Here is a 24,141-nt window from a genome sequence, read left to right on the forward strand (position 1 = left end):
AGTGGTAAGGTAATTGTTTTGTTTGGCGACATCAATTTACCAATTCAAAACCCTCGCTGCCACCCCCTTCGAGCAAAAAAGTCAAGTCCATCTTCCCCCACCAAACGCGAAGAACCTTTTTTTATTGCGCTGAGCGTTTAGCGCCGGCCCGGCCCTGGCCGCTTTTCTGAAAAGAATTCCTGGCGCAGGAAGGCAGTCAGTTCGGCCGTGTCTTCCACGCGGGCGCTGAGGTTGACGTTGCGCCCCAGGCGCCGCGATTCCCAGACGAAATCGCCCGGCTTTTCGGCACGGATCAGCTGGATCATCTTCTTGATGATGGCCGATTCGATATCAGGTTCATTGCCCAGTTCGACTTTTTCCTGTTTCAGCCAATTGCGCTTGAAGTTGCCATTCCAGCCCTTGAACTTGACTTCGGCACTGAAAGAGGTCTGGTTGACGATGGAAAACACGCCACCCGAATCCTCGCGGTCGCTGCCTGAATTGCGTCCCTGCGCGCCGGCGATATTCGCCTTGGCCACGCGCATGGCGCGGTCATTTTCACTTTCCTCGGCCGGCGGCGCAGGATTTTGCGCCTGGCGCTGCTTGCGGCGCTGCTCGATCATCGAACTCATATCTTCGGCCGGCGGCGGCGGCAACGGCACTTTCGACACCAGCGGCGGCGTGAACGTTTCCAGTTTCGGCTTGTCGCGCGGCACGTCCTTGGTCACCACGCGCTTGCTCGGCGCCGGCGGCGGTTTCACCTTGGCCACTTTCGTGTCCTTCGGTTTCGGCGTGGGTTTCGGCTGCGGCTTCGGTTGCGGCTTGTCCTTCAGCGGCGCGATGTAGACCATCGCACTCTCCTTCTTCGGCGGTGGGATTTTTTCGATCGTGTCGCTGCGCAACAGGGCATACGCCGCCAGCAACACATGCAGCAAGACGGACACGCCCAGCGCCACCTTGCGCATGGTGCTGGTCCTGGACCCGTAGGCCGGTGGTGGCTGGATCACTTGTCCGCAAGTGGGACAAACGTCGGAATCGGCAGCCATCAAATGGGTCGTGTCATGCAAAATGAATCGTGCTTTCTGTGTAGCGACAAAAGTAATCTTACAGGGCAGCCATAGTGCCAGAGTCCCTTGCTTTTGGGAACACTTCCTCGGCATTTCCAACCCGAAGCGTACAGGATAGCGGCATTCCTTGCAGCGCTCACCAGAGTACCCGAGCCGCCCCTTAACGGTTGTTACCGTATGTATCGCTGCGCATACAAAACCGGCGCCCCATTCACGCAGGAAAGGGACGCCGGCTACGGGTCACGAGTCACGCAGGCACTCAAGCTTTGTTATCGAGTGCGACCAGTTGCTCGTCCGTCACCGGCCCCGTGCCGCTGTACTTGTCCAGGAACAAATAGATGACGGGGGTAATGAACAGGGTAATGACTTGTGAAAACAATAACCCACCGACCACGGCCAGGCCCAGCGGCTGGCGCAGCTCGGCGCCGGCGCCCAGGCCCAGGGCGATGGGCAAGGCGCCCATCAGGGCCGCCGCCGACGTCATCATGATGGGGCGGAAACGCAGGATGCAGGCCTGACGGATGGCTTCAGGCGGGCTCATGCCCTCGTTGCGCTGCGCATGCAGGGCAAAGTCGATCATCATGATGGCGTTTTTCTTGACGATACCGATCAGCATCAAAATACCGATGATGGCGATCATGGTCAGGTCCATGCCAAACAGGCGCAAGGTCAGCAAGGCGCCCACGGCCGCCGACGGCAAGCCGGCCAGGATGGTCAGCGGGTGGATATAGCTTTCGTACAGGACACCGAGCAACACATAGATCACGGCCAGCGCGGCGATGATGAGGATAATCTGGCTGGACTGCGAATCCTGGAACACGGCCGCGTCGCCGCCATAGCGCGTGATGATGGAAGCCGGCAAGCTCATGTCCTTGGCCATCGCATCGATCTTGCCCGTGGCGATGCCCAGCGGCACGTCCGGCGCCAGGTTGAAGGCGATGGTGACGGCCTGCAACTGTCCCTGGTGATTCACGGAAGTGGGGCCGATCGTGCGCTCCACGTAGGCAATACTCGACAGCTTGACCAGTTCGCCTGTTTTGCTGCGCACCGACACGCGCGTGAGCGCATCGTCATACTGGCGGTCGGCCGTGGCCGCTTCCAGGATCACGTAATAGCTTGCTGCCGACGAATAAATGGTCGACACTTGCCGCTCGCCAAAGGCGCTGTACAGGGCCGTGCGGATGTCGGACATTTGCACGCCCAGCAGATTGGCCTTGTCGCGGTCGATCCTGAGGGACGCTTGCAAGCCCTTGATCTGAGAATCGCTGGTGACGTCGCGGAAAGCGGGATCGGCACGCATGCCGACAATAAACTTTTCCGCCCAGTCATTCAAGGCGTCGGGACTGACGCTTTGCAAGGTGTACTGGTAACGGCTCTTGCTCTGGCGTCCGCCCAGCTGCAAGTTTTGCACGGGCCGGAAATACACGGCCATGCCGGGCACGGCGCTCGTCGCGCGGCGCAGGTTTTCCAGTACCACGGGCATTTTCGGCCGTTCGCTGCGCGGCTTCAAGACCATGAACATGCGGCCCGTATTGCCACCGCCGACGAACGAGGTCACATCCTGCACGCTGGGGTCCGCCTTGAGCACGGCCGCCACGCGGGCTTGCAAGTCTTGCAGTGCCGCCGAGGAAATATCCTCCGACGCCTCCGTGTTCACCTGGATCTGGCCCAGGTCTTCCTCGGGGAAGAAACCTTTCGGAATGGTGGCGTACAGCAACACCGTCAGCGCAAAGGTACATACGGCAACGAAGAGCACCACATTGCGGTGCGCCAGGGCCTTGTCGAGCAGATGCACGTAACCATTGCGCAATGTCGTGAAACCCGCCTCGAAGTGGCGGCCGATGAAGGACTTTTCGCCATGCGTGGGGTCGCTGTCATTGTGTTCGCGGGTATCGGCCGGCAGGAAGCGGCTGGCCAACATCGGCACCAGGGTCAGCGACACGATGGCCGACACCAGGATGGACAGCGAGACGACGACGGCAAACTCGTGGAACAGCAAGCCGATCACGCCCGGCATGAAGAAAATGGGAATGAACACGGCCACCAGCGAGACGGAAATCGAGATGATGGTAAATCCCATTTCCCTGGCGCCCACCAGCGCCGCCTGGATCGGCTTCTTGCCCATCTCGATATGGCGCACTATGTTCTCCAACACCACGATGGCATCGTCGACCACCAGGCCCACGGCCAAAGTAATGCCCAGCAAGGAGATGTTGTCGAGGCTGTAGCCTAGCCAGTACAGCAGGGCCAGCGCGCCGAGCAGGGAAATCGGCATGGTAACGGCGGGAATGAAGGTGGCGGCCGCGCGGTGCAGGAACAAAAAGATCACCAGCACCACCAGAATCACCGTCAGGGCCAGGGTCAGGTTGACGTCGTGAATGGCTTCGCGGATTGAGACGGAACGGTCGTTGACCAGGCTGATCTGGATCGACGCGGGCAATTGCGCTTTGAATCCTGGCAAGAGCTTGCGCACGGCATCAACCACTTGCACGGTGTTGGCGTTCGGTTGACGCTGCACCAGCAAGGTGATCGAGCGCTCGCCGTTGAAACTGCCGGCCGTCTTGGTCGACTGGAAACTGTCTTCCACCTCGGCCACTTCCTTCAGGCGCACGGGTTGGCCATTGCGCGTGGCGACAATGAGTTCGGCAAAATCGGCCGCCTTCATCATCTGCGGGTTGCCCTGGATGGTCAGCGTCTGGCTGGGGCCATCGAGGATGCCCAGCGGCGAATTCGTGTTCGACGCGCGCAGTGCGGTGGCCAGCTCGTCCATGGTCAGGTTGCGCGCATTCATCAGGTCGGCACGGGCACGCACGCGCACGGCGAAGCGTTTCTGGCCATTCACGCTGACCTGGGCCACGCCAGGCAGGGTCGACAGGCTGGGCGCAATCAGGTTTTCCGCATAATCATTCAGATCCGACAAGTTCAGCGATGGCGACGTCATCTGGATGAACAGCACGGGCGCATCGGCCGGATTGACTTTGCGGTAGGACGGCAAGTCCGTCATTTCCGTCGGCAACTGGCGCTGCGCGCGCAGCAGGGCCGCCTGCACGTCGACGGCGGCCTCGTTGACATTGATGCTGGCGTCAAACTCCAGGGTCAGCGACGTATTGCCCAAGGTACTCGTGGAAGTAATCAGGCTCAGGCCGGCGATGGTGGAAAACTGTTTTTCCAGCGGCAAGGCCACGGAGGAGGCCATGGTATCGGGGCTGGCGCCGGCCAGATCGGCGCTGACGTTGATGACGGGCGTGTTATAGCTCGGCAAGGCCGCCACGGGAATGTGGCCATACGCCAGCACGCCGGCCAGGATGATGCTCAGGGACAACAGCACCACCATGACGGGGCGGCGAATGCTCAGTTCAGACAGGTTCATGCTGGCTTGCCTTGCGGTGCGACGGCGCCATCGGCGGCCTTGTGTTTTTCCGCCAGGCGCACCTTGCCGCCCGGACGCAGGTTTTGCTTGCCATCGACGATGACTTTTTCATCGCCGTTCAATCCGGTCACGACCGCATTCGGGCCGAACGCATACACGCGGGCAATCTTGCGCACCTTGGCCGTGTTATCGGGCTCCATCGAATACACGAAAATGCCCGTGGTATTGGTGATGATGGCGTTTTGCGGGATGACCAGCGCATTCTTGAGCGTGCGCACCGTCAGTTGCGTATTCACATACTGACCAGGCCACAGGTCGGTGCCAGCATTATTGAAACGGGCCTTGATCTTGATCACGCCCGTAGCGGGATCGACGGCATTGTCGATAAAGTTCAGTTTGCCATCGAGCTGCTTGCCGCCGGCATCGGCCAGCAGCGCCTTGACCGCCACCTCGCCCGCCTTCTGCGCCGCCAGCAAGCCCGACAGACTGCTTTCCGGCAAGGTGAAGACCACATCGATCGGGTCGAGCTGGGTGATGCTGGTGAGCGAAGTGGTCGGCTGCACCAGGCTGCCCGCGTACACACTGATGGCGCCCACGCGGCCCCCCTGTGGCGCGCGCAGGACGGTGTAGCTGGAATCAACCTGGGCGGCGCGCAAGGCGGCCTGGTCGGCGGCCAGCAAGGCGCGTGCAGCATCGAGCTGGCTTTGCAGGGTGTCCACGGCGCCCTGGGCGATGAAGTTCTTGCTCAGCAAATCCTGGTTGCGCTTGAGCTGGCGTTCAAGGTCCAGCACCGAGGCGCGGTCGCGCAAGACTTGCGCCTGCGCCTTGTCGACGTTCGCGTGCTCGCTGCGGGCGTCCAGCGTGAACATCAGATCGCCCTGTTTGACGAACTGTCCTTCGCGGATGTGCACCTTGGTAATCGTACTGGTCGTCTGCGGATGCAGGTCGACGCTGCTGATCGGCATCACGCTGCCATTGGCTTGCAGTACCATCGGCACATCCTGGCGCAACGGCGCGACCACGCTCACCGTCGTTGGCCCCTGCCCGCCCTTGCCCCCTTTGCCATCCTGGCCACCGGCCGCCACGCCGGACTGATGATTGAAATACCAGATGCCGCCACCGATACACAGGGCCGCACCCACGAGGATTGCCAGGCTAGTCTTTTTCATTGTTCTGTCACGCTGTTGCAGCGCAGGGCTGCAGGTTGAATATAGTTGCCAGGGGGCATAAAGCACAATATTGTCGCACGGAAATGCTCACTTTCCAGCGTAATACTCTGGCACGATCAGGGTGACTTCCAGTCCACCGTCGACATGATTGGCCAGCAAGACCGTGGCGCCATGCTGCTCGGCGATATTGCGCGCAATGGTCAGGCCCAGGCCCGTGCCGCCCGATTCGCGCGAACGCGAAGTCTCGATGCGGTAAAACGGTTCGAATACCTTGGCCAGTTGATCTGGTGCAATACCCGGCCCGCCGTCGCGGATGCGGATGCGGGCCGCACCGGCGATGCGCTCGACGGTCACCTGCGCGTGCTGGCCATATTTGACGGCGTTGTCGATCAAGTTCACCAGGCAGCGTCGCATGGCGATGGGACGGGCCATCAAGGCCATGCTGGCCTGCCCGGCCAGGGTCACATTCTGGCCGGCATCAGCCGCATCCGAGCAGACGCTGTCGAGCAGGGAGTCGAGATCGAGCGCCTGCATCGCTTCGGTGCTATCCATCGAGCGGGCCAGGTCCAGCCCTTCCTTGACCATGCTTTGCATGGCCGACAGGTCGCCCACCAGGCGCTCATACAATTCCGTATCCGCCACTTTTTCCAGGCGCAAGCGCAAACGCGTGAGCGGCGTTTGCAAATCATGCGTGATGGCGGCCAGCATTTGTGTACGCTGGGAAATGTGCTGGCGTATGCGTGCCTGCATGGCATTGAAGGCGGCGCTGGCCTGGCGGATCTCGCTGGCGCCCGACAAGGTCAGCGGCGGATGGTTGATGTCGTTTCCCAGGTCTTTCGCCGCTTGCGCCAATTGCTTGAGCGGGCGCATGGTCATGCGCGTGACCAGGTAAGCCAGGATGGCGATGCTGATCAGGAAAGGCAGCAAGGTCATCCAGTCGTTATGTTCATTGAACGGCGGCTGCTGGCGTGGCGGCAAGACCATCAGGCGCAGCACATGGCCATCCTGCATGCGCACATCGAGGTTTTCGCACGTGCCGCCCCATGGCTTGGCGGGAAACATGCCCGACGTCTGACGCGGCTTGACGCAGGCGGCAGGGCGTTCAGCCAGCGCGCTGACCTTGAAGCCCTCGCCCAGCTTGGCCTGCAGGGCGCTGGAAAATTCCGTCGGCGCACCGGGCCTATGTTGCGTCTCGGGACGCAGTTCCAGGCGCACGCTACCCTTGTTGGCCACTTTCAGGTAAGCGGCGCGCGAGGCCAGCGGCACCACGTCGGCCGCCATCACCAGCTGTTCGGCCCGCTCCACGGCGTGGTAGTCACGGTATTGCTCGATGGCGCGTTGGCGTTCGCCCACGGCCAGCCACTGCGTCAGCGCAGCCGACGCGACGATGCCGATCAGCAGAAACATGAATACGCGGCCCGTCATCGAGCCCAAGAAGGCCTTCACGCGTGCGGCTCCACATTGACCTGGCCAGCCAGCACGTAGCCGCCATTGCGCACGGTCTTGATAATTTGCGGCAAGCGCGCATCTTCACCGAGTTTTTGCCGCAAGCGGCTGATCTGGATATCGATCGAGCGGTCGAACGGATCGGCGTCGCGTCCCTGCGTCAGGTTCAGCAACTGGTCGCGGTTGAGCACGCGGTTCGGGTGTTCCAGGAACACGCGCAACAAGCGAAATTCCGCGCCCGACAGCATGATCACCAAGCCGCTGGGATTGAGCAGGTGGCGCGCCGTCAAGTCCAGCGTCCAGCCGGAAAAGCGGATTTGCTGCGCCTTGTCCGACGGCACGTTCGACGGCATGGCATGGCTGCGGCGCAAGACGCTGCGTATGCGCGCCAGCAATTCGCGCGGCTCGAACGGCTTCGGCAAATAATCGTCGGCGCCCATTTCCAGGCCCAGGATGCGGTCCAGCGGCTCATTGCGCGCCGTCAACATGATCACCGGCACCGTCGAGTGGGCACGCAGCTTGCGGCACAAGGTCAGGCCGTCGTCACCAGGCAAGTTCAAATCGAGCACAATCAGGTCGGGCCGCGTTTCGTCGAGAATTTTCCACATGGCCGTGCCATCTGCCGCGCCCAGGGTGCGGTAGGCGTTCGTTTCCAGGTAGTCCGCCAGCAAGCTGCGGATGTCGCGGTCATCGTCGACGATGAGAATTGTAGAAGTGGGTTCCATGGTACGAATTATCCCCACTTCCCCCACCCTTGCACAGCGCATTTGTATCGTCTTGTATATAGAAGACCCGAAGAAACATATAGATACAAACTGTCTGACAGCGGACACTTCAGGGAAACATGGCACGTCCAACATGGATTCATGTGCAGCAACATGTACATCTCTCATCTTTTACAAAGGAATCCAGATGAACGCCTCAATGACAACCTTGCGCAAGAATTTGATCATCGCCATGAGCGTACTCGGCATGGGTGCGGCATCGCTGACCGTCCACGCCCAGGAAGCGGCCGCCAGCGCGCCTGCCGCCAGCAGCAAGATGCAACATGATGGCCAGCGCGGCCAGCACCGCGGCGGCAACCCGACCGAGCGCATGGCCAAATACCAGGCTCGCCTGCACGACAAGCTGAAGCTGACGGCGGCGCAAGAACCGGCCTGGGCCACGTTCACGGCCGCCAACGCGCCGAAAAAACCGATGGGCGACTGGAAAGCCAAGCACGAAGCGATGGCCAAGCTGTCGGCACCGGAACGCATGGAGCAATGGATCGCCATGTCGAAGGAGCGCATCGCCGGCCAGGAAAGCCGTTTAGCCTCGCTGAAAACCTTCTATGCCGTGCTGACGCCGGAGCAAAAGAAAGTGTTTGACGACAGCGTGCCTGGCGGCAAGCACGGCGGACACCGTGGTGGCCACCATGGCATGCAGGAGCATCCGAAAGCCGGCTAAATGTTAGCGGTACGCAAGAATGGAAAAAGCCTGCAATGCAGGCTTTTTCTTATTGGGCACACAAGTGACTGCTTACTGTCCGTCGAGCTTGCGCAGGGAGGTCAGGAAAGTTGATGCATTCTGGAAACCGATCACGCGCGACTGGGCAATCTCCTGCCCCTGCTGGTTGAACATGATGATGCCCGGCGGGCCGAACAGCTGGAAACGCTTCAGCATGGCCTTGTCGTCGGCGTCATTGGCCGTCACGTCCACTTGCAGCAACACGGCTTGCCCCATCTTTTCGCGCACGGCGGGATCGACAAAGGTCAGCTTTTCCATCTCGATGCAGGACACGCACCAGTCCGCATAAAAGTCCAGCAAGGCCGGCTTGCCATTGAGCTGGGTCAATGCCGCATCGAGCTGCGCCACGGTCTTCACGCGCGTAAACGGTAGCGCGTGCACTTGCCCACCGCCCAGGTGTGCCAGCGGTGCCAGCGGGTCGCGGCCACCGCTGGCCACACCGACCAGTTGCATCGCGCCCAGCACGGCAAAGACCAGGCCGAAGGCCTTGGCGATCCAGGCGTTCTTCGCGCCGCTCTTGCCCACCAGCAGATACATGCCGTAAGCGACGAACAGCACCGTCCAGCCCAGCATCTGCACGGCACCCGGCAGCACGGGCGAGACCAGCCACCAGGCCACGCCCAGTTGCAGCACGCCAAAGAAGCGCTTGACGGTATCCATCCAGGCACCGGCACGGGGCAGCAAGGTGCCGGCCGACACGCCGACCAACAGCAAGGGCACGCTCATGCCGACCGCCATGGCAAACAGGGCGCTGCCGCCGATGACGACGTCGCGCGTCTGGCTGATATACAACAAGGCGCCGGCCAGCGGCGCGGCCACGCATGGCCCCACGATCAGGGCGGAAATGGCGCCCATGACGAATACGCCCGCCAGGCGGCCCGACGACTGCTGGTTCGACACGGACGTCAGCTTGCCTTGCAGGAAAGCCGGCACTTGTAACTCATACCAGCCGAACATCGACAGCGCCAGACCCGCCATCAGCAAGGCGAAAAAGCCCAGCACCCACGGATTTTGCAACTTGGCCGCCAGGCCTTCGCCCGCTAGGCCTGCCGCCACACCCAGTGCCGTATAGACGATGGCCATGCCCAACGCGTACGTCAGCGACAACAGCAAGCCACGCGAGCGGCTGACCTTGGCGCCATCGCCGATGATGATCGACGACAAAATCGGCACCATCGGCAGCACGCACGGTGTGAACGCCAGCCCCAGGCCCAGCAACATGAACAGCGGCACGATGACCAGCAGCTTGCCTCCCTTCAGGGCCGATTCGATCTTGCCCATCTCATTTTGCGCCGGCGCAGGAGCCACCACCACCACGGGCGCCATCGCCACCGGGTCGGGCGTGGCCGTGATATCGGGATTGGCGATGCTCATCACGGACACGCCAGGCGACGCTTGCGCCTGCGGACCGTTGACGGCCGCCGTGTCGACTGCCGGCGCAGCCGGCAAGGCGAACTTCGATGCCACGCCGCCCGGTGCCATGCTCTGGCCGCCGCCACCACCCACCAGCTGGGCCGTGGCGTCTTGCGGCGCATAGCACAAGCCCTTGTCGGAGCAGCCCTGTCCCGTCGCCTTCAGGGTAAACGCGCCAGCCGCTTGCACGGGAATCGTGATGGTGAGGGTCTTGCGGAACGTTTCCACGTTCTTCTGGAAGGTGTCGTCAAACTTGACCTTGCCCGCCGGATACACGGGAGTGCCCAGCTTGGCGCCCACGGCCTCGAACTTGAAGCGCTCGTGATACATATAGTAGCCATCGGCAATCACATAGGTGACGGCAACGGTGGACGGGTCCTGCATGCGGGCGGAAAACTTGAAAGCCAGTTCGGGATCAAGGAATTCATCGTCGGCACGGGCTTGGCTGGCACCGAAAGCCAGCATGGCCAGCAGCAGGCCGGCGGTGAGCCAGGCCAGTACTTGTTGCAAGGACGTGGGCGCGCGCGCAGCGGCGCTGGTGGAGAAACGTGACATGGACTACCTTTTTCTGCGGCATCAGCTGTGCCATTCAACAAGAGACGCGCGGAGCGTGCAGTGGCTGCAGAGCCGGCGCGAAAGAAGAATAGTACACCGCAGCTGTGATAGCTGCAGCAGAAAACAAAAAAGCCAGGCTAGGCCTGGCTTTCTCAGATGCAATTACTGGGATTACTCGCCAGCGATTTCAACTGCTTCGGTCGTATCTGGACGATCCATCAATTCAACGAACGCCATAGGAGCGTTATCGCCGACGCGGAAACCCATTTTCAGGATACGCACATAGCCGCCATTACGGTTGGCGTAACGTGGGCCCAGTTCAGCGAACAGCTTCAAGACCATTTCACGATCGCGCAGGCGGTTGAAGGCCAGACGCTTGTTTGCCAGGCAGTCAGTTTTGCCCAGGGTCAGAATTGGCTCGACAACGCGGCGCAGTTCTTTTGCTTTTGGCAGGGTGGTTTTGATCGCTTCGTGACGCAGCAGCGATACTGTCATGTTGCGCAGCATTGCCAGACGGTGGGACGAGGTACGATTCAGTTTACGGAGGCCGTGACCGTGACGCATGATAAATCCTTTCGGTGAGTGTTTAAATTCCAGCTCTTCGATCGATGAAGCTAGTGCAACATCGCGGGCCGGTTTAGTGCTTCAAAATAAAAGCCTGGGACACCTGTCCCAGGCAGTTTGCTACAACTACGAATTACTTTTCCAGGCCTGCAGGTGGCCAGTTTTCCAGCTTCATGCCCAAGGTCAAGCCGCGCGATGCCAGCACTTCCTTGATCTCGTTCAGGGACTTGCGGCCCAGGTTTGGCGTTTTCAGCAGTTCGTTTTCCGAACGTTGGATCAGGTCGCCGATGTAATAGATGTTTTCCGCTTTCAGGCAGTTCGCCGAACGCACGGTCAACTCCAGATCGTCGACTGGACGCAACAGGATAGGATCGACCAGCGGAGCGCGCGATGGCGCTTCGGCGGCAGCTTCCGTACCTTCCAGGGCAGCGAACACATTCAACTGATCCACCAGAACGCGGGCCGACTGGCGGATCGCTTCTTCCGGCGAGATCACGCCGTTGGTTTCGATGTTGATGATCAACTTGTCCAGGTCGGTACGCTGTTCGACGCGAGCCGATTCAACGAAGTACGATACACGGCGCACTGGCGAGAACGACGCATCCAGAATGATGCGGCCGATGGTCTTGTTCGTGTCTTCCGACAGGCGACGCACGTTACCAGGAACGTAGCCGCGGCCTTTTTCAACCTTGATCTGCATGTCCAGCTTGCCACCAGCGGTCAGGTGGGCGATCACGTGGTCAGGGTTGATCAGTTCGACGTCATGCGGCAGGTCGATGTCGGAGGCCAGGATGGCGCCTTCGCCTTCTTTTTTCAGGGTCAGGGTTACCGAATCGCGGTTGTGGACTTTGAAAACCACACCCTTCAAGTTCAGCAACAGATCGACGACGTCTTCTTGCACGCCATCGAGGGAAGAATATTCGTGGACGACGCCAGCGATCGTCACTTCGGTCGGCGCGTAGCCTACCATCGACGACAGCAGAACGCGGCGCAACGCGTTACCCAATGTGTGGCCATAGCCGCGCTCGAACGGTTCCATCACGACTTTGGCGTGACCTGCACCGAGAGCTTCAACATCGATAATACGTGGCTTCAACAAACTGTTTTGCATGAAATGTCCTTTTCAATACCCTCGGCTCATTACACCGATAAGGCTGATGGCATTAGTAAAACGCCCACTCGATCGAGTGGGCGGTGATGGTGCTAACTACTATTAACGCGAGTACAGCTCGACGATCAGCGATTCGTTGACGTCGTTAGCGATTTCGTTACGCTCTGGCAGGGACTTGAAGGTACCTTCCATTTTCTTGGCATCAACCGAAACCCAGCTAGGCATACCAACTTGTTCAGCCAGCGACAGTGCTTCAACGATACGCACTTGCTTTTTCGATTTTTCACGAACAGCAACGATGTCGCCAACTTTGACCGCGTACGAAGCGATGTTGACAACGATACCGTTCACGGTGAACGCTTTGTGGCTGACCAATTGACGCGCTTCAGCGCGGGTCGAGCCAAAGCCCATGCGGTAGCAAACGTTGTCCAGACGCGTTTCCAGCAACTTCAACAGCGTTTCGCCGGTGTTGCCTTTACGACGGTCTGCTTCAGCGAAGTAGCGGCGGAATTGACGTTCCAGCACGCCGTACATGCGTTTTACTTTTTGCTTTTCGCGCAGTTGGTTACCGTAGTCCGAGGTGCGGGCGCCGGATTTAACACCGTGCTGGCCTGGTTTGACGTCCAGTTTGCACTTGCTGTCCAGCGAGCGACGGGCGCTCTTCAGGAACAGGTCAGTACCTTCACGGCGGGAGAGTTTTGCTTTAGGTCCGATATAACGTGCCACGATACTTCCTTTTTTTAATGATAACGCCCCAGCCACATGCATGATCAAACACGCTGCTGCGGTTAGGCGCTAGTCTGACTCAGCTTCAATCAGACGGTGGCTGAAAACGAAAAACCCGCCAAATTGAATTTGACAGGCAAGAACAGCCGGGCAGTATAACCGTTTCCGGCTCCCTGCTCCAGCAATTTCACACAACTGTACTAAGTTACAACAGACAACAAAGCAGCTGGCGCCGAAGCGCCCTCTGCAACACTATCTTAGATACGACGACGTTTCGGTGGACGGCAACCGTTGTGCGGTACCGGCGTCACATCCTGGATCTCGGTGATCTTGATGCCCAGGTTGTTCAGCGCGCGAACGGCGGATTCACGACCAGGACCTGGGCCCTTGATACGTACTTCCAGGTTCTTGACGCCACACTCAACAGCCACTTTACCAGCGGCTTCCGCGGCGACCTGCGCTGCGAACGGGGTCGATTTACGCGAACCCTTGAAGCCTGCACCGCCGGAGGTAGCCCACGACAAGGCATTGCCTTGACGATCGGTGATGGTAATGATGGTGTTATTGAACGAAGCGTGGACATGTGCGATGCCTTCAGCGACGTTCTTTTTAACCTTTTTACGCACGCGTGCTGATGCGGCGTTATTTTGCGACTTAGCCATAATTATTCCCTAGCGGATTATTTTTTCAGCGATTGAGCGGCTTTACGCGGTCCCTTGCGGGTACGTGCGTTCGTACGCGTACGCTGGCCACGGCAAGGCAGACCCTTACGATGACGCATGCCGCGGTAGCAACCCAGATCCATCAAACGCTTGATGTTCATGGACAGTTCACGACGCAGATCGCCTTCGACGATGAATTTACCTACTTCATCGCGCAGTTTTTCCAGTTCGCTGTCATCCAGATCTTTGATCTTTTTGTTGGTTGCTACACCGGTCGATGCACAGATTTTCTCTGCGCGTGGACGGCCCACACCGTAGATGGCCGTCAGGCCGATAACGGTATGCTGATGATTTGGGATATTAACCCCTGCAATACGTGCCATTTGTTATTCCTCGATTAACCTTGACGCTGCTTGTGACGTGGTTCCACGCAGATTACGCGGACTACGCCTTTGCGCTTGATGATCTTGCAGTTGCGGCAGATCCGCTTGACTGATGCGAGAACTTTCATTTTTGGGCTCTTTCTTTCGCTTCTTTGGTTTGATTCAGTGTGTTACTTAGTACGGAACACAATGCGGGCTCGGCTCAGGTCGTACGGCGTTAACTCCACCGTCACCTTGTCTCCAGGGAGAATGCGAATATAATTCATCCGCATTTTACCTGAAATATGCCCGAGCACCACGTGTCCGTTCTCCAGCTTCACTCGAAATGTTGCATTTGGGAGATTCTCAAGAATCTCGCCCTGCATCTGTATGACGTCGTCTTTTGCCATTCGGTATGTTTACCGCGCTTAACGCGTCGGAATTCCGCCCTTGAAATTTGCTTTGCGCAGCAGCGAATCATATTGCTGCGACATCACGTAGTTCTGTACTTGCGCCATGAAATCCATGGTGACAACTACAATAATCAATAAAGAAGTACCGCCGAAATAGAATGGTACTTTCCACTGGGCTTGCATAAATTCCGGCAATAAACACACCAGGGTGATGTAGACTGCGCCGGCAAGTGTCAAGCGTGTCAGGATCTTGTCGATGTAACGGGCTGTCTGCTCGCCTGGACGAATCCCGGGAATGAACGCACCGCTTTTCTTCAAGTTATCTGCTGTTTCCTTGCTGTTAAACACCAGCGCTGTATAGAAGAAACAGAAAAACACGATCGCCACTGCGTACAACAGCGCATGGATAGGCTCACCAGGCCCCATCGATGCTGCCAAATCTTTCAAGAACCGCACCGCAGGGTTAGCGTTGTCGGCGCCCTTTGAAAACCAGTCCACGATAGTGGCCGGGAACAAGATGATCGAAGAAGCAAAGATCGGCGGGATCACGCCGGCCATGTTCAGCTTCAACGGCAAATGGCTGGTTTGACCGCCATAAATCTTGTTGCCTACCTGGCGCTTCGCGTAATTGACCAATATTTTGCGCTGACCACGTTCGACGAATACGACGAAGTACGTTACCAGTGCTACCAGGATCACGATGAAAATCGCGCTGAAGCTGCCGATCGAACCATTCGACACCTGAGTGAACAAACCACCCAACGCCGACGGCAGACCTGCTGCAATCCCGGCAAAAATGATGATCGAGATGCCATTACCCAAACCACGCTCGGTAATTTGCTCACCCAACCACATCAAAAACATTGTTCCGGTCAACAAAGTGACGACCGTCACGAAGCGGAATGCAAGACCAGGTTCCAACACCAGACCAGCTTGCGACTCCAGTGCGACTGCAATGCCTAACGCTTGGAACAGTGCCAGGGCAACCGTGAAATACCGGGTGTACTGGGTGATCTTGCGACGACCTGCTTCGCCTTCTTTTTTCAACGCTTCCATCTGCGGTGACACGATCGACAGCAATTGCATGATGATCGAGGCCGAGATATAAGGCATGATACCCAGCGCAAACACTGTAAAACGAGACAAGGCACCGCCCGAGAACATGTTGAACATGCCCAGGACGCCGCCTTCGTGCTCCTTGAACAGCGAGGCTAATTGTGTCGGGTCAATCCCGGGAACCGGGACGTGAGCACCGATACGATAAACCACCAATGCGCCAAGCAAAAACCAGAGCCGTCCCCAAGGGAAACCGGCCGCTGCACTTTTAGCAAGTTGTGGATTAGTCGCCAATTTTCGCTCCGATCAAGCTGTTAGCGGTCAACTCAGGCTACCGAGCCGCCGGCTGCTTCGATGGCGGCTTTCGCGCCAGCGGACACTTTCAAGCCCTTCAAATTCACCGCTTTGGTGATTTCGCCGGACAAGATCACGCGCACGTCACGGGCCAACACGCCCAGAACGCCAGCTTGCTTCAAGACCAGAATGTCGACATCGCCAACAGCCAGGTTGTTCAGATCGGACAGGCGCACTTCAGCTTTGAAGGTTGCGTGCATCGATTTGAAACCGCGCTTAGGCAGACGGCGTTGCAGAGGCATCTGACCGCCTTCGAAACCGACTTTATGAAAGCCGCCCGAACGCGATTTCTGACCTTTGTGACCACGACCCGAGGTTTTACCCAGGCCGGAGCCGATACCGCGACCGACGCGACGCTTGTAGTGCTTAGCGCCTTCGGCTGGTGCAATAGTATTCAATTCCATGATTTGCTCCGTTCGTGTAAGCCCGAAGGCTTACCCGACAACTTTAACGAGATACGATACTTTATTGATCATGCCGCGTACGGATGGGGTGTCTTGCAATTCGGAAACCGAATTTACACGACGCAGACCCAGACCGCGCACGGTAGCGCGATGCGATTCGCGCGTACCGATCAAGCCCTTGACCAATTGCACTTTGACTGTGTTTGTCATTTTGTCCACCTTAAGCCAGAATGTCTTCGACCGACTTGCCGCGTTTGGCAGCGATATCGGAAGCAGTGCTCATTTTCGACAGGCCGTCCAGCGTAGCGCGTACCAGGTTGTATGGGTTGTTCGAACCGGTGGATTTCGCCACCACGTCCGTCACGCCCATCACTTCGAAGATAGCGCGCATGGCGCCACCAGCGATAACGCCAGTACCAGGCTTAGCTGGGTTCATCAGGACCTTGGAGGCGCCGTGACGACCAACAACCGTGTGATGCAAGGTACCGTTTTTGAGCGGCACTTTGATCAGGTTGCGACGGGCTTCTTCCATTGCCTTCTGCACGCCAACTGGCACTTCTTTCGATTTGCCCTTGCCCATGCCGACGCGGCCATCGCCATCACCAACTACGGTCAGCGCGGCGAAACCCATGATACGACCACCCTTGACCACTTTGGTCACGCGGTTGATCGCGATCATTTTTTCGCGCATGCCATCATCCGGCTTGTCGCTTTGCATTTTTGCTTGCATTTTTGCCATGATTGATCCTTAGAACTTCAGACCGGCTTCGCGTGCGGCTTCTGCCAACGCTTTCACACGGCCGTGGTAACGGAAACCGGAGCGGTCAAACGCAACTTCGGTAATCCCTGCTTTCAACGCTTTTTCAGCGACGCGCTTGCCGATCAAGGCTGCAGCAGCGGCATTGCCGCCTTTGCCGGATTGACCTGCCAGTTCAGCGCGAACTTCCGCTTCAGCCGTCGAGGCCGAAACCAGAACTTTAGCGTCCGGGCTGATCAGGTTGGCGTAAATGTGCAGGTTGGTGCGATGCACCGACAAGCGATTTACTTTCAATTCCGCAATCTTGATGCGGGTTTGGCGTCCGCGGCGAAGCCGTGATTCTTTCTTATCCATCGTCAGCCCCTAATTACTTCTTCTTGGTTTCTTTAAGCTTAACCACTTCGTCCGCATAGCGAACGCCCTTGCCTTTATAAGGCTCAGGAGCGCGGTAAGCACGAACTTCAGCGGCTACCTGGCCAACCTGTTGACGGTCGATACCTTTAATCAGGATCTCGGTCGGGGTTGGTGTTGCACAGGTAACGCCAGCTGGCATGTCATGCACTACAGGGTGCGAGAAACCCAGGGACAGATTCAACTTGTCGCCTTGAGCTTGCGCCTTGTAACCCACGCCTACCAGGTTCAGCTTTTTCTCGAAACCCTTGGTGACGCCAACAACCATGTTGTTGACCAGTGCGCGCAGCGTGCCGGACATGGCATTGGCTTCGCGGCTGTCGTTCGCCACGTCGAAACTCAGGGTTCCTGCATTGTTTTCCACTTTGACCTGGCCGGTGAGGGCCTGGGAAAGTACGCCCAGCGGGCCTTTTACGGTGATCGCTTGTGCGGAGATGGCGACTTCGGCGCCAGCTGGCACTACGATAGGCATTTTAGCTACTCGAGACATGTGTAACTCCTTAAGCCACGTAGCAAATAACTTCGCCGCCGACACCGGTAGCGCGTGCTTTGCGGTCAGTCATGACGCCTTGCGGAGTCGACACGATCGCCACACCCAAGCCATTCATCACAACAGGGATCTCGTCTTTACCCTTGTAGACGCGCAGACCCGGACGGGACACGCGCTCCAAGCGCTCAATAACGGGACGGCCAACATAATACTTCAAACCGATTTTCAGTTCCGCTTTGCCACCAGCTTCGGTAACAGCGAAATCTTCAATGTAACCCTCGTCCTTCAGGACGCTGGCAATCGCAATTTTGACTTTCGACGATGGCATGGCCACGGTCGTCTTTTGCACGCCTTGTGCATTGCGAATGCGGGTCAGCATATCGGCGATAGGATCGCTCATACTCATTGCATATTCTCCTATTACCAGCTTGCTTTTGTCATACCCGGAATTTCACCACGCATGGCGAATTCACGGAGCTTGATACGACCCAGACCGAATTTACGGAATGTGCCGCGCGGACGACCGGTGATGGCGCAACGATTACGTTGACGCGTCGGGTTCGAGTTACGTGGCAGCGCCTGCAATTTCAGGCGAGCTTCGTAGCGCTCTTCTTCCGATTTCGATTGATCATCGACGATGGCCTTGAGAGCTTCGCGCTTAGGGGCGAATTTCGCCACCAGGTCAGCACGCTTGATCTCACGATTAATCAGTGACAGTTTGGCCATGATCAGTTCCTGAAAGGGAATTTAAAGGCGGCGAGCAAAGCTTTGGCTTCGTCATCGGTCTTAGCGGTTGTCGTGATGCTGATATTCATACCGCGCAACGCGTCAATCTTGTCGTATTCGATTTCAGGGAAAATGATCTGTTCCTTGACACCGATGTTGTAGTTACCACGACCATCAAATGCACGACCGTTCACACCACGGAAATCGCGTACGCGCGGCAGAGCCACGGTAATGAAGCGATCCAGGAACTCGTACATGCGAGCGCCGCGCAGGGTGACCATCGTACCGATCGGATAACCTTCACGGATTTTGAAGCCTGCGATCGCTTTGCGGGACTTGGTGGTCACTGGCTTCTGGCCGGCGATCTTGGTCAAGTCAGCAACTGCGTGCTCGAGAACTTTTTTATCCGCGATTGCCTCACCAACACCCATGTTCAGGGTGATTTTGGTCAGGCGTGGAACTTCCATTACCGACTTGTAACCAAACTTGCTGGTCAGGTCGGCAACGACTTTTTCTTTATAGAATTCTTGGAGACGTGCCATGATTTCTTAAGCCTTCACTACTTCGCCGGAGGATTTAAAGACGCGGACTTTTTTGCCATCCACTTCTTTGAAACCCACGCGATCTGCCTTGCCAGTCGCTGCATTAAACAATGCAACGTTGGACACGTGAATTGGCATGGTCTTATCGACGATACCACCAGTTACGCCAGTCATCGGGTTTGGCTTAGTCGCTTTTTTAGCGATGTTAATGCCGTCAACCACGATATGTTCAGCATCGATACGCTGCTGTACCACACCACGTTTGCCCTTGTCTTTCCCGGTCAGAACGATGACTTCGTCGTTTTTACGAATCTTATCCATTACGACTCCTTACAGGACTTCCGGTGCCAGGGACACGATTTTCATGAACTTCTCAGTGCGCAGTTCGCGCGTGACAGGTCCAAAAATACGGGTACCGATCGGTTCCAACTTGGCGTTCAACAGTACGGCGGCATTGCCGTCGAACTTCACCAGGGAACCGTCTTGGCGGCGAACACCTTTAGCGGTGCGCACAACCACGGCGTTATAAATTTCACCTTTTTTGACACGGCCACGTGGCGCAGCAACCTTAACGGTTACCTTGATCACATCGCCAATGCCAGCATAACGGCGCTTGGAGCCGCCCAATACCTTGATGCACATTACTTCTTTGGCACCGGTATTGTCAGCCACTTCGAGCCGGCTTTCAGTTTGAATCATAGTATTCTCTTTCCCAACTTAAGCCGAAGAATCCACACAATGTAGACCCACGGTCAGTCTTGGTCCCGCCAGAGCCGCCCTGCTGGGCTTCACTGTTTGGGTGCATGACCTTCATACATCAACTGACCGCGAATGCTACTGTCTGTGGCCAGACACTTTGCGGCGTTACATGAACGAAGCCCGCAAGTATTACATACAATTTGCGGGCCTGCAAGTACTAATTAAAACCCACCGCCGAAACGGTGGTTTTTATTTAAACGGTTGGTGCGGCTTGAACCACACGTGTCACCGTCCATGCCTTCGTTTTGGAGATCGGGCGACCTTCCTGGATCTCAACCGTATCACCGGCTTTGACCTGGTTGGTCTCGTCATGCGCATGATACTTGTTCGAGCGCATGATGATCTTGCCATACAAAGGATGTTTCACGTGGCGCTCGATCAGAACGGTAACGGTTTTGTCCATCTTGTCCGAAACCACTTTACCGATCAGCGTGCGCTTGAGCGACTGTTTCACTGGTTCGTTCATTTGGCTTCCTTCAGATTCATTACCGTCTTCACACGCGCGATATCGCGGCGTACCTTCTTGAGCTGCGAAGTGTTGCTCAGCTGTTGCGTAGCGATTTGCATACGCAGGCCGAACTGTGCCTTCAACAGGTCATTCAGCTCTTTTTGCAGAGCTGGCTGGTCCTTGCCGCGGAGTTCAGTTGCTTTCATATTCAACTCCAATTATTGGCCGACTTGACGTACGACAAACGTCGTAGCCAGTGGCAGTTTAGAGGCGGCAAGACGGAAAGCTTCCCGTGCCAGCGCTTCATCAACGCCATCCATTTCATACAGTACTTTGCCTGGCTGAATTTCAGCGACGTAGTACTCAGGATTACCTTTACCGTTACCCATACGGACTTCAGCCGGTTTGTTCGAAATCGGTTTGTCCGGGAAAATACGGATCCAGATACGGCCACCGCGCTTGATGTGACGCGTCATTGCACGACGCGCCGCTTCAATTTGACGCGCAGTGATACGACCGCGCGCAACTGCCTTCAAACCGAATTCGCCAAACGACACGGCGGTGCCGCGGCTGTGCGAAATACCGGTATTACGGCCTTTCTGCTCTTTACGATACTTTCTGCGTGCTGGTTGCAGCATGATTATTCTCCTGCTTTCTCAGCTGGTGCTGCTGCGGCGGCCGGTTTAGCGGCGGTACGCACACGTGCACCTGGTGCTGTGGATGGTTTCGCACCGGCACCGGCTGGACGTGGGCGGCCAGCTGGCTTACCATCGTCACGGCGTGGGCCGCGGCTTTTCTTCTCGTCAGCTGGGGTATCGATGACTGGTGCATCGCCGTTAGGCGCGCGGTCACCCTTGTATACCCACACCTTGACACCGATGATGCCGTAGGTGGTCGACGCTTCGCTGGTACCGTAGTCGATATCGGCGCGCAGGGTATGCAGAGGCACGCGGCCTTCGCGGTACCACTCTTTACGCGCGATTTCGATACCGTTCAGACGGCCGGACGACATGATCTTGATACCGAGAGCACCCAGGCGCATTGCATTTTGCATTGCACGCTTCATGGCGCGGCGGAACATGATCCGTTTTTCCAGCTGCTGAGCGATCGAATCGGCGATCAGTTGCGAGTCGATTTCTGGCTTGCGAATTTCTTCGATGTTCACGTGAACAGGTACGCCCATGATCTTGGTCAGCGCGGACTTCAGTACTTCGATGTCTTCGCCTTTTTTACCAATGACCACGCCTGGACGCGAGCTGTAGATCGTGAAGCGCGCGTTCTTGGCTGGGCGCTCGATAACGATGCGACCAACGGATGCGTTCTTCAGTTTCTTTTTCAGGTAAGCACGTGCTTTCAAGTCTTCGTTCAGCATGGCAGCGAAATTACCGTTGCCTGCATACCAGCGCGAAGCCCAGTTACGGGTGACCGCCAGACGGAAACCGGTTGGATGAATTTTCTGACCCATCGTGGCTCCTTAGTTACCGACAGTCACGTAAACGTGACAGGATTGTTTCGAAATACGGTCGCCACGGCCTTTTGCACGCGCGGTGAAGCGCTTCAGGACCGGGCCCTTTTCGACGTAGATCGTTTTCACGAACAATTCGTCGATGTCCGCGCCATCATTGTGCTCGGCATTCGCAATAGCGGATTCCAAAACGCGTTTGATGATCGCAGCACCTTTTTTCGGGCTGAATTGCAAGATGTTGAGTGCAGCGTCAACTTTCTTGCCACGGATCAGGTCAGCAACCAGGCGGCCCTTTTGGTCCGACAGGCGCACACCTTTGAGGATAGCTTTAGTTTCCATTATTTCTTAGCCTTTTTGTCAGCTGCATGGCCCTTGAACGTACGGGTCAGTGCGAATTCGCCGAGCTTGTGACCAACCATGTTTTCGGAAACATAAACCGGCACGTGCAGCTTGCCGTTATGAACCGCGATCGTCAGGCCGATGAAGTCAGGCATGATTGTCGAACGACGCGACCAGGTTTTGATTGGCTTTTTGTCTTTGGCTGCTTGCGCGGCTTCAACTTTTTTCACCAGGTGGGCGTCACAGAACGGCCCTTTTTTCAATGAACGTGTCATGTGCTACCCCTTATTTCTTGCCGCGGCGCGAGACGATCATGGAAGTCGTACGCTTGTTGCTGCGTGTTTTCTTACCCTTGGTCTGTTGGCCCCATGGCGAAACTGGATGACGACCAGCTGCTGTTTTACCTTCACCACCACCGTGCGGGTGATCGACCGGGTTCATGACCACACCGCGAACGGTAGGACGAACACCGCGCCAGCGCATCGCGCCAGCTTTACCGATTTTACGCAGGCTGTGCTCGGCGTTACCGACTTCACCAACCGTAGCACGGCACTCGATGTGCACGCGACGTACTTCACCCGAGCGCAGACGCACTTGAGCGTAAGTACCTTCACGCGCCATCAGCACAACGCCAGCGCCAGCGGTACGTGCCATTTGGGCACCTTTACCTGGCAGCATCTCGACGCAATGCATCACGGTGCCGACTGGAATGTTGCGGATTGGCAAGCAGTTACCCGATTTGATCGGCGCTTCCGAACCATTCATCACGCTATCGCCAACGGCCATGCCTTTGGTTGCGATGATGTAGTGGCGTTCGCCATCGGCGTAGCACAACAGAGCGATATTCGCGGTGCGGTTTGGATCGTATTCGATACGTTCCACTTTCGCTGGAATACCATCTTTGGTGCGCTTGAAGTCGATCAAGCGATAGTGTTGCTTATGACCACCACCGATATGACGGGTGGTGATGTGACCGTTGTTGTTACGACCAGCGGTCTTGGATTTCTTTTCAACCAGGGCAGCGAACGGACGACCTTTGTACAGGTCTGGGTTCACCACCTTTACCATGCCGCGACGGCCTGGCGAGGTTGGTTTCATCTTAACGAGTGCCATTATGCAGCCTCCTCGGAGAAGTTGATTTCCTGGCCAGGCTTCAGGCACACGAAAGCACGCTTGGTATGGTTACGACGACCGTTGAACTTGCCGGTGCGCTTTTGCTTACCTTCGCGGTTTGCAGTTTGCACAGACAGAACTTCAACCTTGAACAGCAGTTCGACCGCTGCCTTGATTTCAGGCTTGGTTGCATCCGGCAGTACGCGGAATACAATTTGCTCGTTCTTTTCCGCGACCATGGTGGCCTTCTCGGAAATGACCGGCGCCAACAGCACCTTCATCAAGCGTTCTTCGCTATGTTTCAAAATCGCGCTCATGCCAGCATCTCCTCAATCTTAGCCAATGCAGCTTTGGTGACCAAGATCTTCTTGTAGAACACCAGGGACATCGGGTCTGCGTGACGTGGCTCAACGACGAGTACGTTAGGCAGGTTGCGCGATGCCAGTTCCAGGTTTTCGTTCAGAACGTCGGTGATGATCAGAACCGAATCAAAGCCCAGACCGTTCAATTTTTGCGACAGCAGCTTGGTTTTTGGCGCGTCGATCGTCAGATCGTCGATGACGATCAGGCGCTCTTCGCGAGCCAGCTGCGACAGGATCGAGCAGATACCTGCGCGATACATTTTTTTGTTCACTTTGTGGGTGAAGTTTTCGTCAGGCGAGTTCGGGAAAATCCGACCACCGCCGCGCCACAGTGGCGACGACGACATACCAGCACGAGCGCGGCCGGTACCTTTTTGGCGCCATGGCTTTTTCGTCGTGTGGTGAACTTCTTCACGGTCTTTTTGCTTGCGGTTACCACTACGTGCATTCGCTTGATAAGCGATGACGACTTGGTGGATCAGCGCTTCGTTGTAATCACGGCCGAAAATCGTATCGGCTGCAGCAACGTTCGAGGCGGCTTGACCTTGCGCATTCAGAAGCTTGAGTTCCAT

General features: G+C 57.1%; 34 protein-coding genes. 1 reads left to right on the top strand and 33 read right to left on the bottom strand.

The features are described 5' to 3' along the window. Positions 1 to 137: 137 nt before the first annotated feature. From ACQ4W7_RS28410 to ACQ4W7_RS28430, 5 genes are all read right to left on the bottom strand, one after another. Entirely contained in the window at positions 138 to 1,025 is an 888-nt protein-coding gene (locus ACQ4W7_RS28410) for a hypothetical protein (RefSeq protein ID WP_436535056.1), read from the bottom strand. Between the two features lie 280 nt (positions 1,026 to 1,305). Then, the gene (locus ACQ4W7_RS28415; protein ID WP_426073375.1) at positions 1,306 to 4,416 is read right to left on the bottom strand and encodes an efflux RND transporter permease subunit; all 3,111 of its coding nucleotides are present in this window, start codon (positions 4,414 to 4,416) and stop codon (positions 1,306 to 1,308) included. Further along, complete coding sequence (locus tag ACQ4W7_RS28420) at positions 4,413 to 5,585, bottom strand: efflux RND transporter periplasmic adaptor subunit (RefSeq protein ID WP_436535058.1); 1,173 nt, start codon at positions 5,583 to 5,585, stop codon at positions 4,413 to 4,415. Before ACQ4W7_RS28420 ends, ACQ4W7_RS28415 begins: the two co-directional genes overlap by 4 nt. Positions 5,586 to 5,672: 87 nt before the next feature. Further along, positions 5,673 to 7,031 (bottom strand): ATP-binding protein, encoded by a 1,359-nt coding sequence (locus ACQ4W7_RS28425; RefSeq protein WP_436535060.1) that lies wholly within the window; start codon positions 7,029 to 7,031, stop codon positions 5,673 to 5,675. Next, complete coding sequence (locus ACQ4W7_RS28430) at positions 7,028 to 7,756, bottom strand: response regulator (RefSeq protein ID WP_436535062.1); 729 nt, start codon at positions 7,754 to 7,756, stop codon at positions 7,028 to 7,030. The genes ACQ4W7_RS28425 and ACQ4W7_RS28430 overlap by 4 nt, the downstream gene beginning before the upstream one ends. A gap of 187 nt (positions 7,757 to 7,943) precedes the next feature. On the opposite strand from ACQ4W7_RS28430, the gene ACQ4W7_RS28435 reads away from it, so the two are divergent. Beyond that, positions 7,944 to 8,477, top strand: a complete 534-nt coding sequence (locus tag ACQ4W7_RS28435; protein WP_436535064.1) for a Spy/CpxP family protein refolding chaperone — start codon at positions 7,944 to 7,946, stop codon at positions 8,475 to 8,477. A 72-nt stretch (positions 8,478 to 8,549) separates the two neighbouring features. Here ACQ4W7_RS28435 and dsbD read toward each other — a convergent pair whose 3' ends face one another. The 28 genes from dsbD to rplD form a co-directional block, all read right to left on the bottom strand. Then, positions 8,550 to 10,505: a protein-disulfide reductase DsbD gene (dsbD, locus tag ACQ4W7_RS28440; RefSeq protein ID WP_436535066.1), complete on the bottom strand. Its 1,956-nt coding sequence runs from the start codon at positions 10,503 to 10,505 to the stop codon at positions 8,550 to 8,552. Between the two features lie 171 nt (positions 10,506 to 10,676). Beyond that, on the bottom strand, positions 10,677 to 11,069 hold the full coding sequence (gene rplQ, locus ACQ4W7_RS28445) for a 50S ribosomal protein L17 (RefSeq protein ID WP_010394482.1): 393 nt from the start codon (positions 11,067 to 11,069) through the stop codon (positions 10,677 to 10,679). Between the two features lie 133 nt (positions 11,070 to 11,202). Further along, positions 11,203 to 12,180, bottom strand: a complete 978-nt coding sequence (locus ACQ4W7_RS28450) for a DNA-directed RNA polymerase subunit alpha (RefSeq protein ID WP_008444343.1) — start codon at positions 12,178 to 12,180, stop codon at positions 11,203 to 11,205. A gap of 102 nt (positions 12,181 to 12,282) precedes the next feature. Continuing rightward, positions 12,283 to 12,906: a 30S ribosomal protein S4 gene (gene rpsD / locus ACQ4W7_RS28455; RefSeq protein WP_010394478.1), complete on the bottom strand. Its 624-nt coding sequence runs from the start codon at positions 12,904 to 12,906 to the stop codon at positions 12,283 to 12,285. Between the two features lie 257 nt (positions 12,907 to 13,163). Beyond that, positions 13,164 to 13,568 carry a 30S ribosomal protein S11 gene (rpsK, locus tag ACQ4W7_RS28460; protein WP_010394475.1) on the bottom strand — a complete coding sequence of 135 codons (405 nt, stop codon included), beginning with the start codon at positions 13,566 to 13,568 and terminating at the stop codon, positions 13,164 to 13,166. 17 nt (positions 13,569 to 13,585) lie between these two features. Further along, complete coding sequence (rpsM, locus tag ACQ4W7_RS28465; RefSeq protein WP_046681666.1) at positions 13,586 to 13,951, bottom strand: 30S ribosomal protein S13; 366 nt, start codon at positions 13,949 to 13,951, stop codon at positions 13,586 to 13,588. A 14-nt stretch (positions 13,952 to 13,965) separates the two neighbouring features. After that, positions 13,966 to 14,079 (bottom strand): 50S ribosomal protein L36, encoded by a 114-nt coding sequence (gene rpmJ, locus ACQ4W7_RS28470; protein WP_010394471.1) that lies wholly within the window; start codon positions 14,077 to 14,079, stop codon positions 13,966 to 13,968. Between the two features lie 42 nt (positions 14,080 to 14,121). Then, positions 14,122 to 14,340, bottom strand: a complete 219-nt coding sequence (gene infA, locus ACQ4W7_RS28475; protein ID WP_005663428.1) for a translation initiation factor IF-1 — start codon at positions 14,338 to 14,340, stop codon at positions 14,122 to 14,124. 18 nt (positions 14,341 to 14,358) lie between these two features. Continuing rightward, a complete protein-coding gene (gene secY / locus ACQ4W7_RS28480; protein WP_010394438.1) occupies positions 14,359 to 15,693 on the bottom strand; it encodes a preprotein translocase subunit SecY in 1,335 nt (444 codons plus the stop codon). A 32-nt stretch (positions 15,694 to 15,725) separates the two neighbouring features. Beyond that, positions 15,726 to 16,157 carry a 50S ribosomal protein L15 gene (gene rplO, locus ACQ4W7_RS28485; RefSeq protein WP_034753211.1) on the bottom strand — a complete coding sequence of 144 codons (432 nt, stop codon included), beginning with the start codon at positions 16,155 to 16,157 and terminating at the stop codon, positions 15,726 to 15,728. A 30-nt stretch (positions 16,158 to 16,187) separates the two neighbouring features. Next, positions 16,188 to 16,367 carry a 50S ribosomal protein L30 gene (gene rpmD / locus ACQ4W7_RS28490; RefSeq protein WP_010394435.1) on the bottom strand — a complete coding sequence of 60 codons (180 nt, stop codon included), beginning with the start codon at positions 16,365 to 16,367 and terminating at the stop codon, positions 16,188 to 16,190. A gap of 10 nt (positions 16,368 to 16,377) precedes the next feature. Then, positions 16,378 to 16,896 (bottom strand): 30S ribosomal protein S5, encoded by a 519-nt coding sequence (gene rpsE / locus ACQ4W7_RS28495; RefSeq protein ID WP_010394433.1) that lies wholly within the window; start codon positions 16,894 to 16,896, stop codon positions 16,378 to 16,380. A gap of 9 nt (positions 16,897 to 16,905) precedes the next feature. Next, on the bottom strand, positions 16,906 to 17,268 hold the full coding sequence (rplR, locus tag ACQ4W7_RS28500; RefSeq protein WP_010394431.1) for a 50S ribosomal protein L18: 363 nt from the start codon (positions 17,266 to 17,268) through the stop codon (positions 16,906 to 16,908). 13 nt (positions 17,269 to 17,281) lie between these two features. After that, positions 17,282 to 17,815, bottom strand: a complete 534-nt coding sequence (gene rplF / locus ACQ4W7_RS28505) for a 50S ribosomal protein L6 (protein ID WP_034778281.1) — start codon at positions 17,813 to 17,815, stop codon at positions 17,282 to 17,284. 10 nt (positions 17,816 to 17,825) lie between these two features. Next, on the bottom strand, positions 17,826 to 18,221 hold the full coding sequence (gene rpsH / locus ACQ4W7_RS28510) for a 30S ribosomal protein S8 (protein WP_010394425.1): 396 nt from the start codon (positions 18,219 to 18,221) through the stop codon (positions 17,826 to 17,828). Between the two features lie 14 nt (positions 18,222 to 18,235). Then, a complete protein-coding gene (gene rpsN / locus ACQ4W7_RS28515; protein ID WP_010394423.1) occupies positions 18,236 to 18,541 on the bottom strand; it encodes a 30S ribosomal protein S14 in 306 nt (101 codons plus the stop codon). A 2-nt stretch (positions 18,542 to 18,543) separates the two neighbouring features. Continuing rightward, positions 18,544 to 19,083 (bottom strand): 50S ribosomal protein L5, encoded by a 540-nt coding sequence (gene rplE / locus ACQ4W7_RS28520; RefSeq protein ID WP_010394421.1) that lies wholly within the window; start codon positions 19,081 to 19,083, stop codon positions 18,544 to 18,546. A gap of 6 nt (positions 19,084 to 19,089) precedes the next feature. Beyond that, positions 19,090 to 19,404: a 50S ribosomal protein L24 gene (gene rplX, locus ACQ4W7_RS28525; protein ID WP_010394419.1), complete on the bottom strand. Its 315-nt coding sequence runs from the start codon at positions 19,402 to 19,404 to the stop codon at positions 19,090 to 19,092. Between the two features lie 9 nt (positions 19,405 to 19,413). Beyond that, on the bottom strand, positions 19,414 to 19,782 hold the full coding sequence (rplN, locus tag ACQ4W7_RS28530) for a 50S ribosomal protein L14 (RefSeq protein ID WP_008444317.1): 369 nt from the start codon (positions 19,780 to 19,782) through the stop codon (positions 19,414 to 19,416). A gap of 253 nt (positions 19,783 to 20,035) precedes the next feature. Further along, positions 20,036 to 20,308 carry a 30S ribosomal protein S17 gene (gene rpsQ, locus ACQ4W7_RS28535; RefSeq protein ID WP_010394415.1) on the bottom strand — a complete coding sequence of 91 codons (273 nt, stop codon included), beginning with the start codon at positions 20,306 to 20,308 and terminating at the stop codon, positions 20,036 to 20,038. Next, the gene (rpmC, locus tag ACQ4W7_RS28540; RefSeq protein ID WP_071079768.1) at positions 20,305 to 20,496 is read right to left on the bottom strand and encodes a 50S ribosomal protein L29; all 192 of its coding nucleotides are present in this window, start codon (positions 20,494 to 20,496) and stop codon (positions 20,305 to 20,307) included. Before rpmC ends, rpsQ begins: the two co-directional genes overlap by 4 nt. A gap of 12 nt (positions 20,497 to 20,508) precedes the next feature. Beyond that, positions 20,509 to 20,928 (bottom strand): 50S ribosomal protein L16, encoded by a 420-nt coding sequence (gene rplP / locus ACQ4W7_RS28545; protein ID WP_017877854.1) that lies wholly within the window; start codon positions 20,926 to 20,928, stop codon positions 20,509 to 20,511. Positions 20,929 to 20,930: 2 nt separating this feature from the next. Beyond that, the gene (rpsC, locus tag ACQ4W7_RS28550) at positions 20,931 to 21,755 is read right to left on the bottom strand and encodes a 30S ribosomal protein S3 (RefSeq protein ID WP_034753199.1); all 825 of its coding nucleotides are present in this window, start codon (positions 21,753 to 21,755) and stop codon (positions 20,931 to 20,933) included. Between the two features lie 9 nt (positions 21,756 to 21,764). After that, positions 21,765 to 22,097: a 50S ribosomal protein L22 gene (gene rplV / locus ACQ4W7_RS28555; RefSeq protein WP_170840583.1), complete on the bottom strand. Its 333-nt coding sequence runs from the start codon at positions 22,095 to 22,097 to the stop codon at positions 21,765 to 21,767. Continuing rightward, on the bottom strand, positions 22,094 to 22,369 hold the full coding sequence (gene rpsS / locus ACQ4W7_RS28560) for a 30S ribosomal protein S19 (RefSeq protein ID WP_008444295.1): 276 nt from the start codon (positions 22,367 to 22,369) through the stop codon (positions 22,094 to 22,096). The genes rplV and rpsS overlap by 4 nt, the downstream gene beginning before the upstream one ends. Before the next feature lie 10 nt (positions 22,370 to 22,379). Next, positions 22,380 to 23,207, bottom strand: coding sequence for a 50S ribosomal protein L2 (gene rplB / locus ACQ4W7_RS28565; RefSeq protein WP_010394400.1), 828 nt, complete (start codon positions 23,205 to 23,207; stop codon positions 22,380 to 22,382). Next, a complete protein-coding gene (rplW, locus tag ACQ4W7_RS28570) occupies positions 23,207 to 23,524 on the bottom strand; it encodes a 50S ribosomal protein L23 (RefSeq protein ID WP_010394398.1) in 318 nt (105 codons plus the stop codon). The genes rplB and rplW overlap by 1 nt, the downstream gene beginning before the upstream one ends. Then, the gene (gene rplD, locus ACQ4W7_RS28575; RefSeq protein ID WP_034753197.1) at positions 23,521 to 24,141 is read right to left on the bottom strand and encodes a 50S ribosomal protein L4; all 621 of its coding nucleotides are present in this window, start codon (positions 24,139 to 24,141) and stop codon (positions 23,521 to 23,523) included. The genes rplW and rplD overlap by 4 nt, the downstream gene beginning before the upstream one ends.

Source organism: Janthinobacterium algoris (assembly GCF_051380935.1).
In the GTDB taxonomy this organism is placed as follows: Bacteria; Pseudomonadota; Gammaproteobacteria; order Burkholderiales; family Burkholderiaceae_D; genus Janthinobacterium.

Excerpts from the sequence above, each read along its gene's own strand:
- rpmJ (WP_010394471.1), bottom strand. The coding sequence starts at position 14,079 with ATGAAAGTTCTCGCATCAGTCAAGCGGATCTGCCGCAACTGCAAGATC.
- ACQ4W7_RS28435 (WP_436535064.1), top strand. The coding sequence starts at position 7,944 with ATGAACGCCTCAATGACAACCTTGCGCAAGAATTTGATCATCGCCATG.
- rplE (WP_010394421.1), bottom strand. The coding sequence starts at position 19,083 with ATGGCACGTCTCCAAGAATTCTATAAAGAAAAAGTCGTTGCCGACCTG.
- ACQ4W7_RS28430 (WP_436535062.1), bottom strand. The coding sequence starts at position 7,756 with ATGGAACCCACTTCTACAATTCTCATCGTCGACGATGACCGCGACATC.
- infA (WP_005663428.1), bottom strand. The coding sequence starts at position 14,340 with ATGGCAAAAGACGACGTCATACAGATGCAGGGCGAGATTCTTGAGAAT.
- rplF (WP_034778281.1), bottom strand. The coding sequence starts at position 17,815 with ATGTCTCGAGTAGCTAAAATGCCTATCGTAGTGCCAGCTGGCGCCGAA.
- rplX (WP_010394419.1), bottom strand. The coding sequence starts at position 19,404 with ATGGATAAGATTCGTAAAAACGACGAAGTCATCGTTCTGACCGGGAAA.
- rpsE (WP_010394433.1), bottom strand. The coding sequence starts at position 16,896 with ATGGCAAAAATGCAAGCAAAAATGCAAAGCGACAAGCCGGATGATGGC.
- rpsS (WP_008444295.1), bottom strand. The coding sequence starts at position 22,369 with ATGACACGTTCATTGAAAAAAGGGCCGTTCTGTGACGCCCACCTGGTG.
- rplR (WP_010394431.1), bottom strand. The coding sequence starts at position 17,268 with ATGGATAAGAAAGAATCACGGCTTCGCCGCGGACGCCAAACCCGCATC.
- rplB (WP_010394400.1), bottom strand. The coding sequence starts at position 23,207 with ATGGCACTCGTTAAGATGAAACCAACCTCGCCAGGCCGTCGCGGCATG.
- ACQ4W7_RS28420 (WP_436535058.1), bottom strand. The coding sequence starts at position 5,585 with ATGAAAAAGACTAGCCTGGCAATCCTCGTGGGTGCGGCCCTGTGTATC.
- rplN (WP_008444317.1), bottom strand. The coding sequence starts at position 19,782 with ATGATTCAAACTGAAAGCCGGCTCGAAGTGGCTGACAATACCGGTGCC.
- rplD (WP_034753197.1), bottom strand. The coding sequence starts at position 24,141 with ATGGAACTCAAGCTTCTGAATGCGCAAGGTCAAGCCGCCTCGAACGTT.
- rpsH (WP_010394425.1), bottom strand. The coding sequence starts at position 18,221 with ATGAGTATGAGCGATCCTATCGCCGATATGCTGACCCGCATTCGCAAT.
- ACQ4W7_RS28410 (WP_436535056.1), bottom strand. The coding sequence starts at position 1,025 with ATGGCTGCCGATTCCGACGTTTGTCCCACTTGCGGACAAGTGATCCAG.
- rpsQ (WP_010394415.1), bottom strand. The coding sequence starts at position 20,308 with ATGAACGAACCAGTGAAACAGTCGCTCAAGCGCACGCTGATCGGTAAA.
- rpsM (WP_046681666.1), bottom strand. The coding sequence starts at position 13,951 with ATGGCACGTATTGCAGGGGTTAATATCCCAAATCATCAGCATACCGTT.
- rpmD (WP_010394435.1), bottom strand. The coding sequence starts at position 16,367 with ATGACAAACACAGTCAAAGTGCAATTGGTCAAGGGCTTGATCGGTACG.
- ACQ4W7_RS28415 (WP_426073375.1), bottom strand. The coding sequence starts at position 4,416 with ATGAACCTGTCTGAACTGAGCATTCGCCGCCCCGTCATGGTGGTGCTG.
- dsbD (WP_436535066.1), bottom strand. The coding sequence starts at position 10,505 with ATGTCACGTTTCTCCACCAGCGCCGCTGCGCGCGCGCCCACGTCCTTG.
- rpsC (WP_034753199.1), bottom strand. The coding sequence starts at position 21,755 with ATGGGTCAGAAAATTCATCCAACCGGTTTCCGTCTGGCGGTCACCCGT.
- rplP (WP_017877854.1), bottom strand. The coding sequence starts at position 20,928 with ATGCTGCAACCAGCACGCAGAAAGTATCGTAAAGAGCAGAAAGGCCGT.
- rplW (WP_010394398.1), bottom strand. The coding sequence starts at position 23,524 with ATGAGCGCGATTTTGAAACATAGCGAAGAACGCTTGATGAAGGTGCTG.
- rplO (WP_034753211.1), bottom strand. The coding sequence starts at position 16,157 with ATGGAATTGAATACTATTGCACCAGCCGAAGGCGCTAAGCACTACAAG.
- rpsK (WP_010394475.1), bottom strand. The coding sequence starts at position 13,568 with ATGGCTAAGTCGCAAAATAACGCCGCATCAGCACGCGTGCGTAAAAAG.
- rpmC (WP_071079768.1), bottom strand. The coding sequence starts at position 20,496 with ATGAAAGCAACTGAACTCCGCGGCAAGGACCAGCCAGCTCTGCAAAAA.
- rpsN (WP_010394423.1), bottom strand. The coding sequence starts at position 18,541 with ATGGCCAAACTGTCACTGATTAATCGTGAGATCAAGCGTGCTGACCTG.
- rplQ (WP_010394482.1), bottom strand. The coding sequence starts at position 11,069 with ATGCGTCACGGTCACGGCCTCCGTAAACTGAATCGTACCTCGTCCCAC.
- ACQ4W7_RS28450 (WP_008444343.1), bottom strand. The coding sequence starts at position 12,180 with ATGCAAAACAGTTTGTTGAAGCCACGTATTATCGATGTTGAAGCTCTC.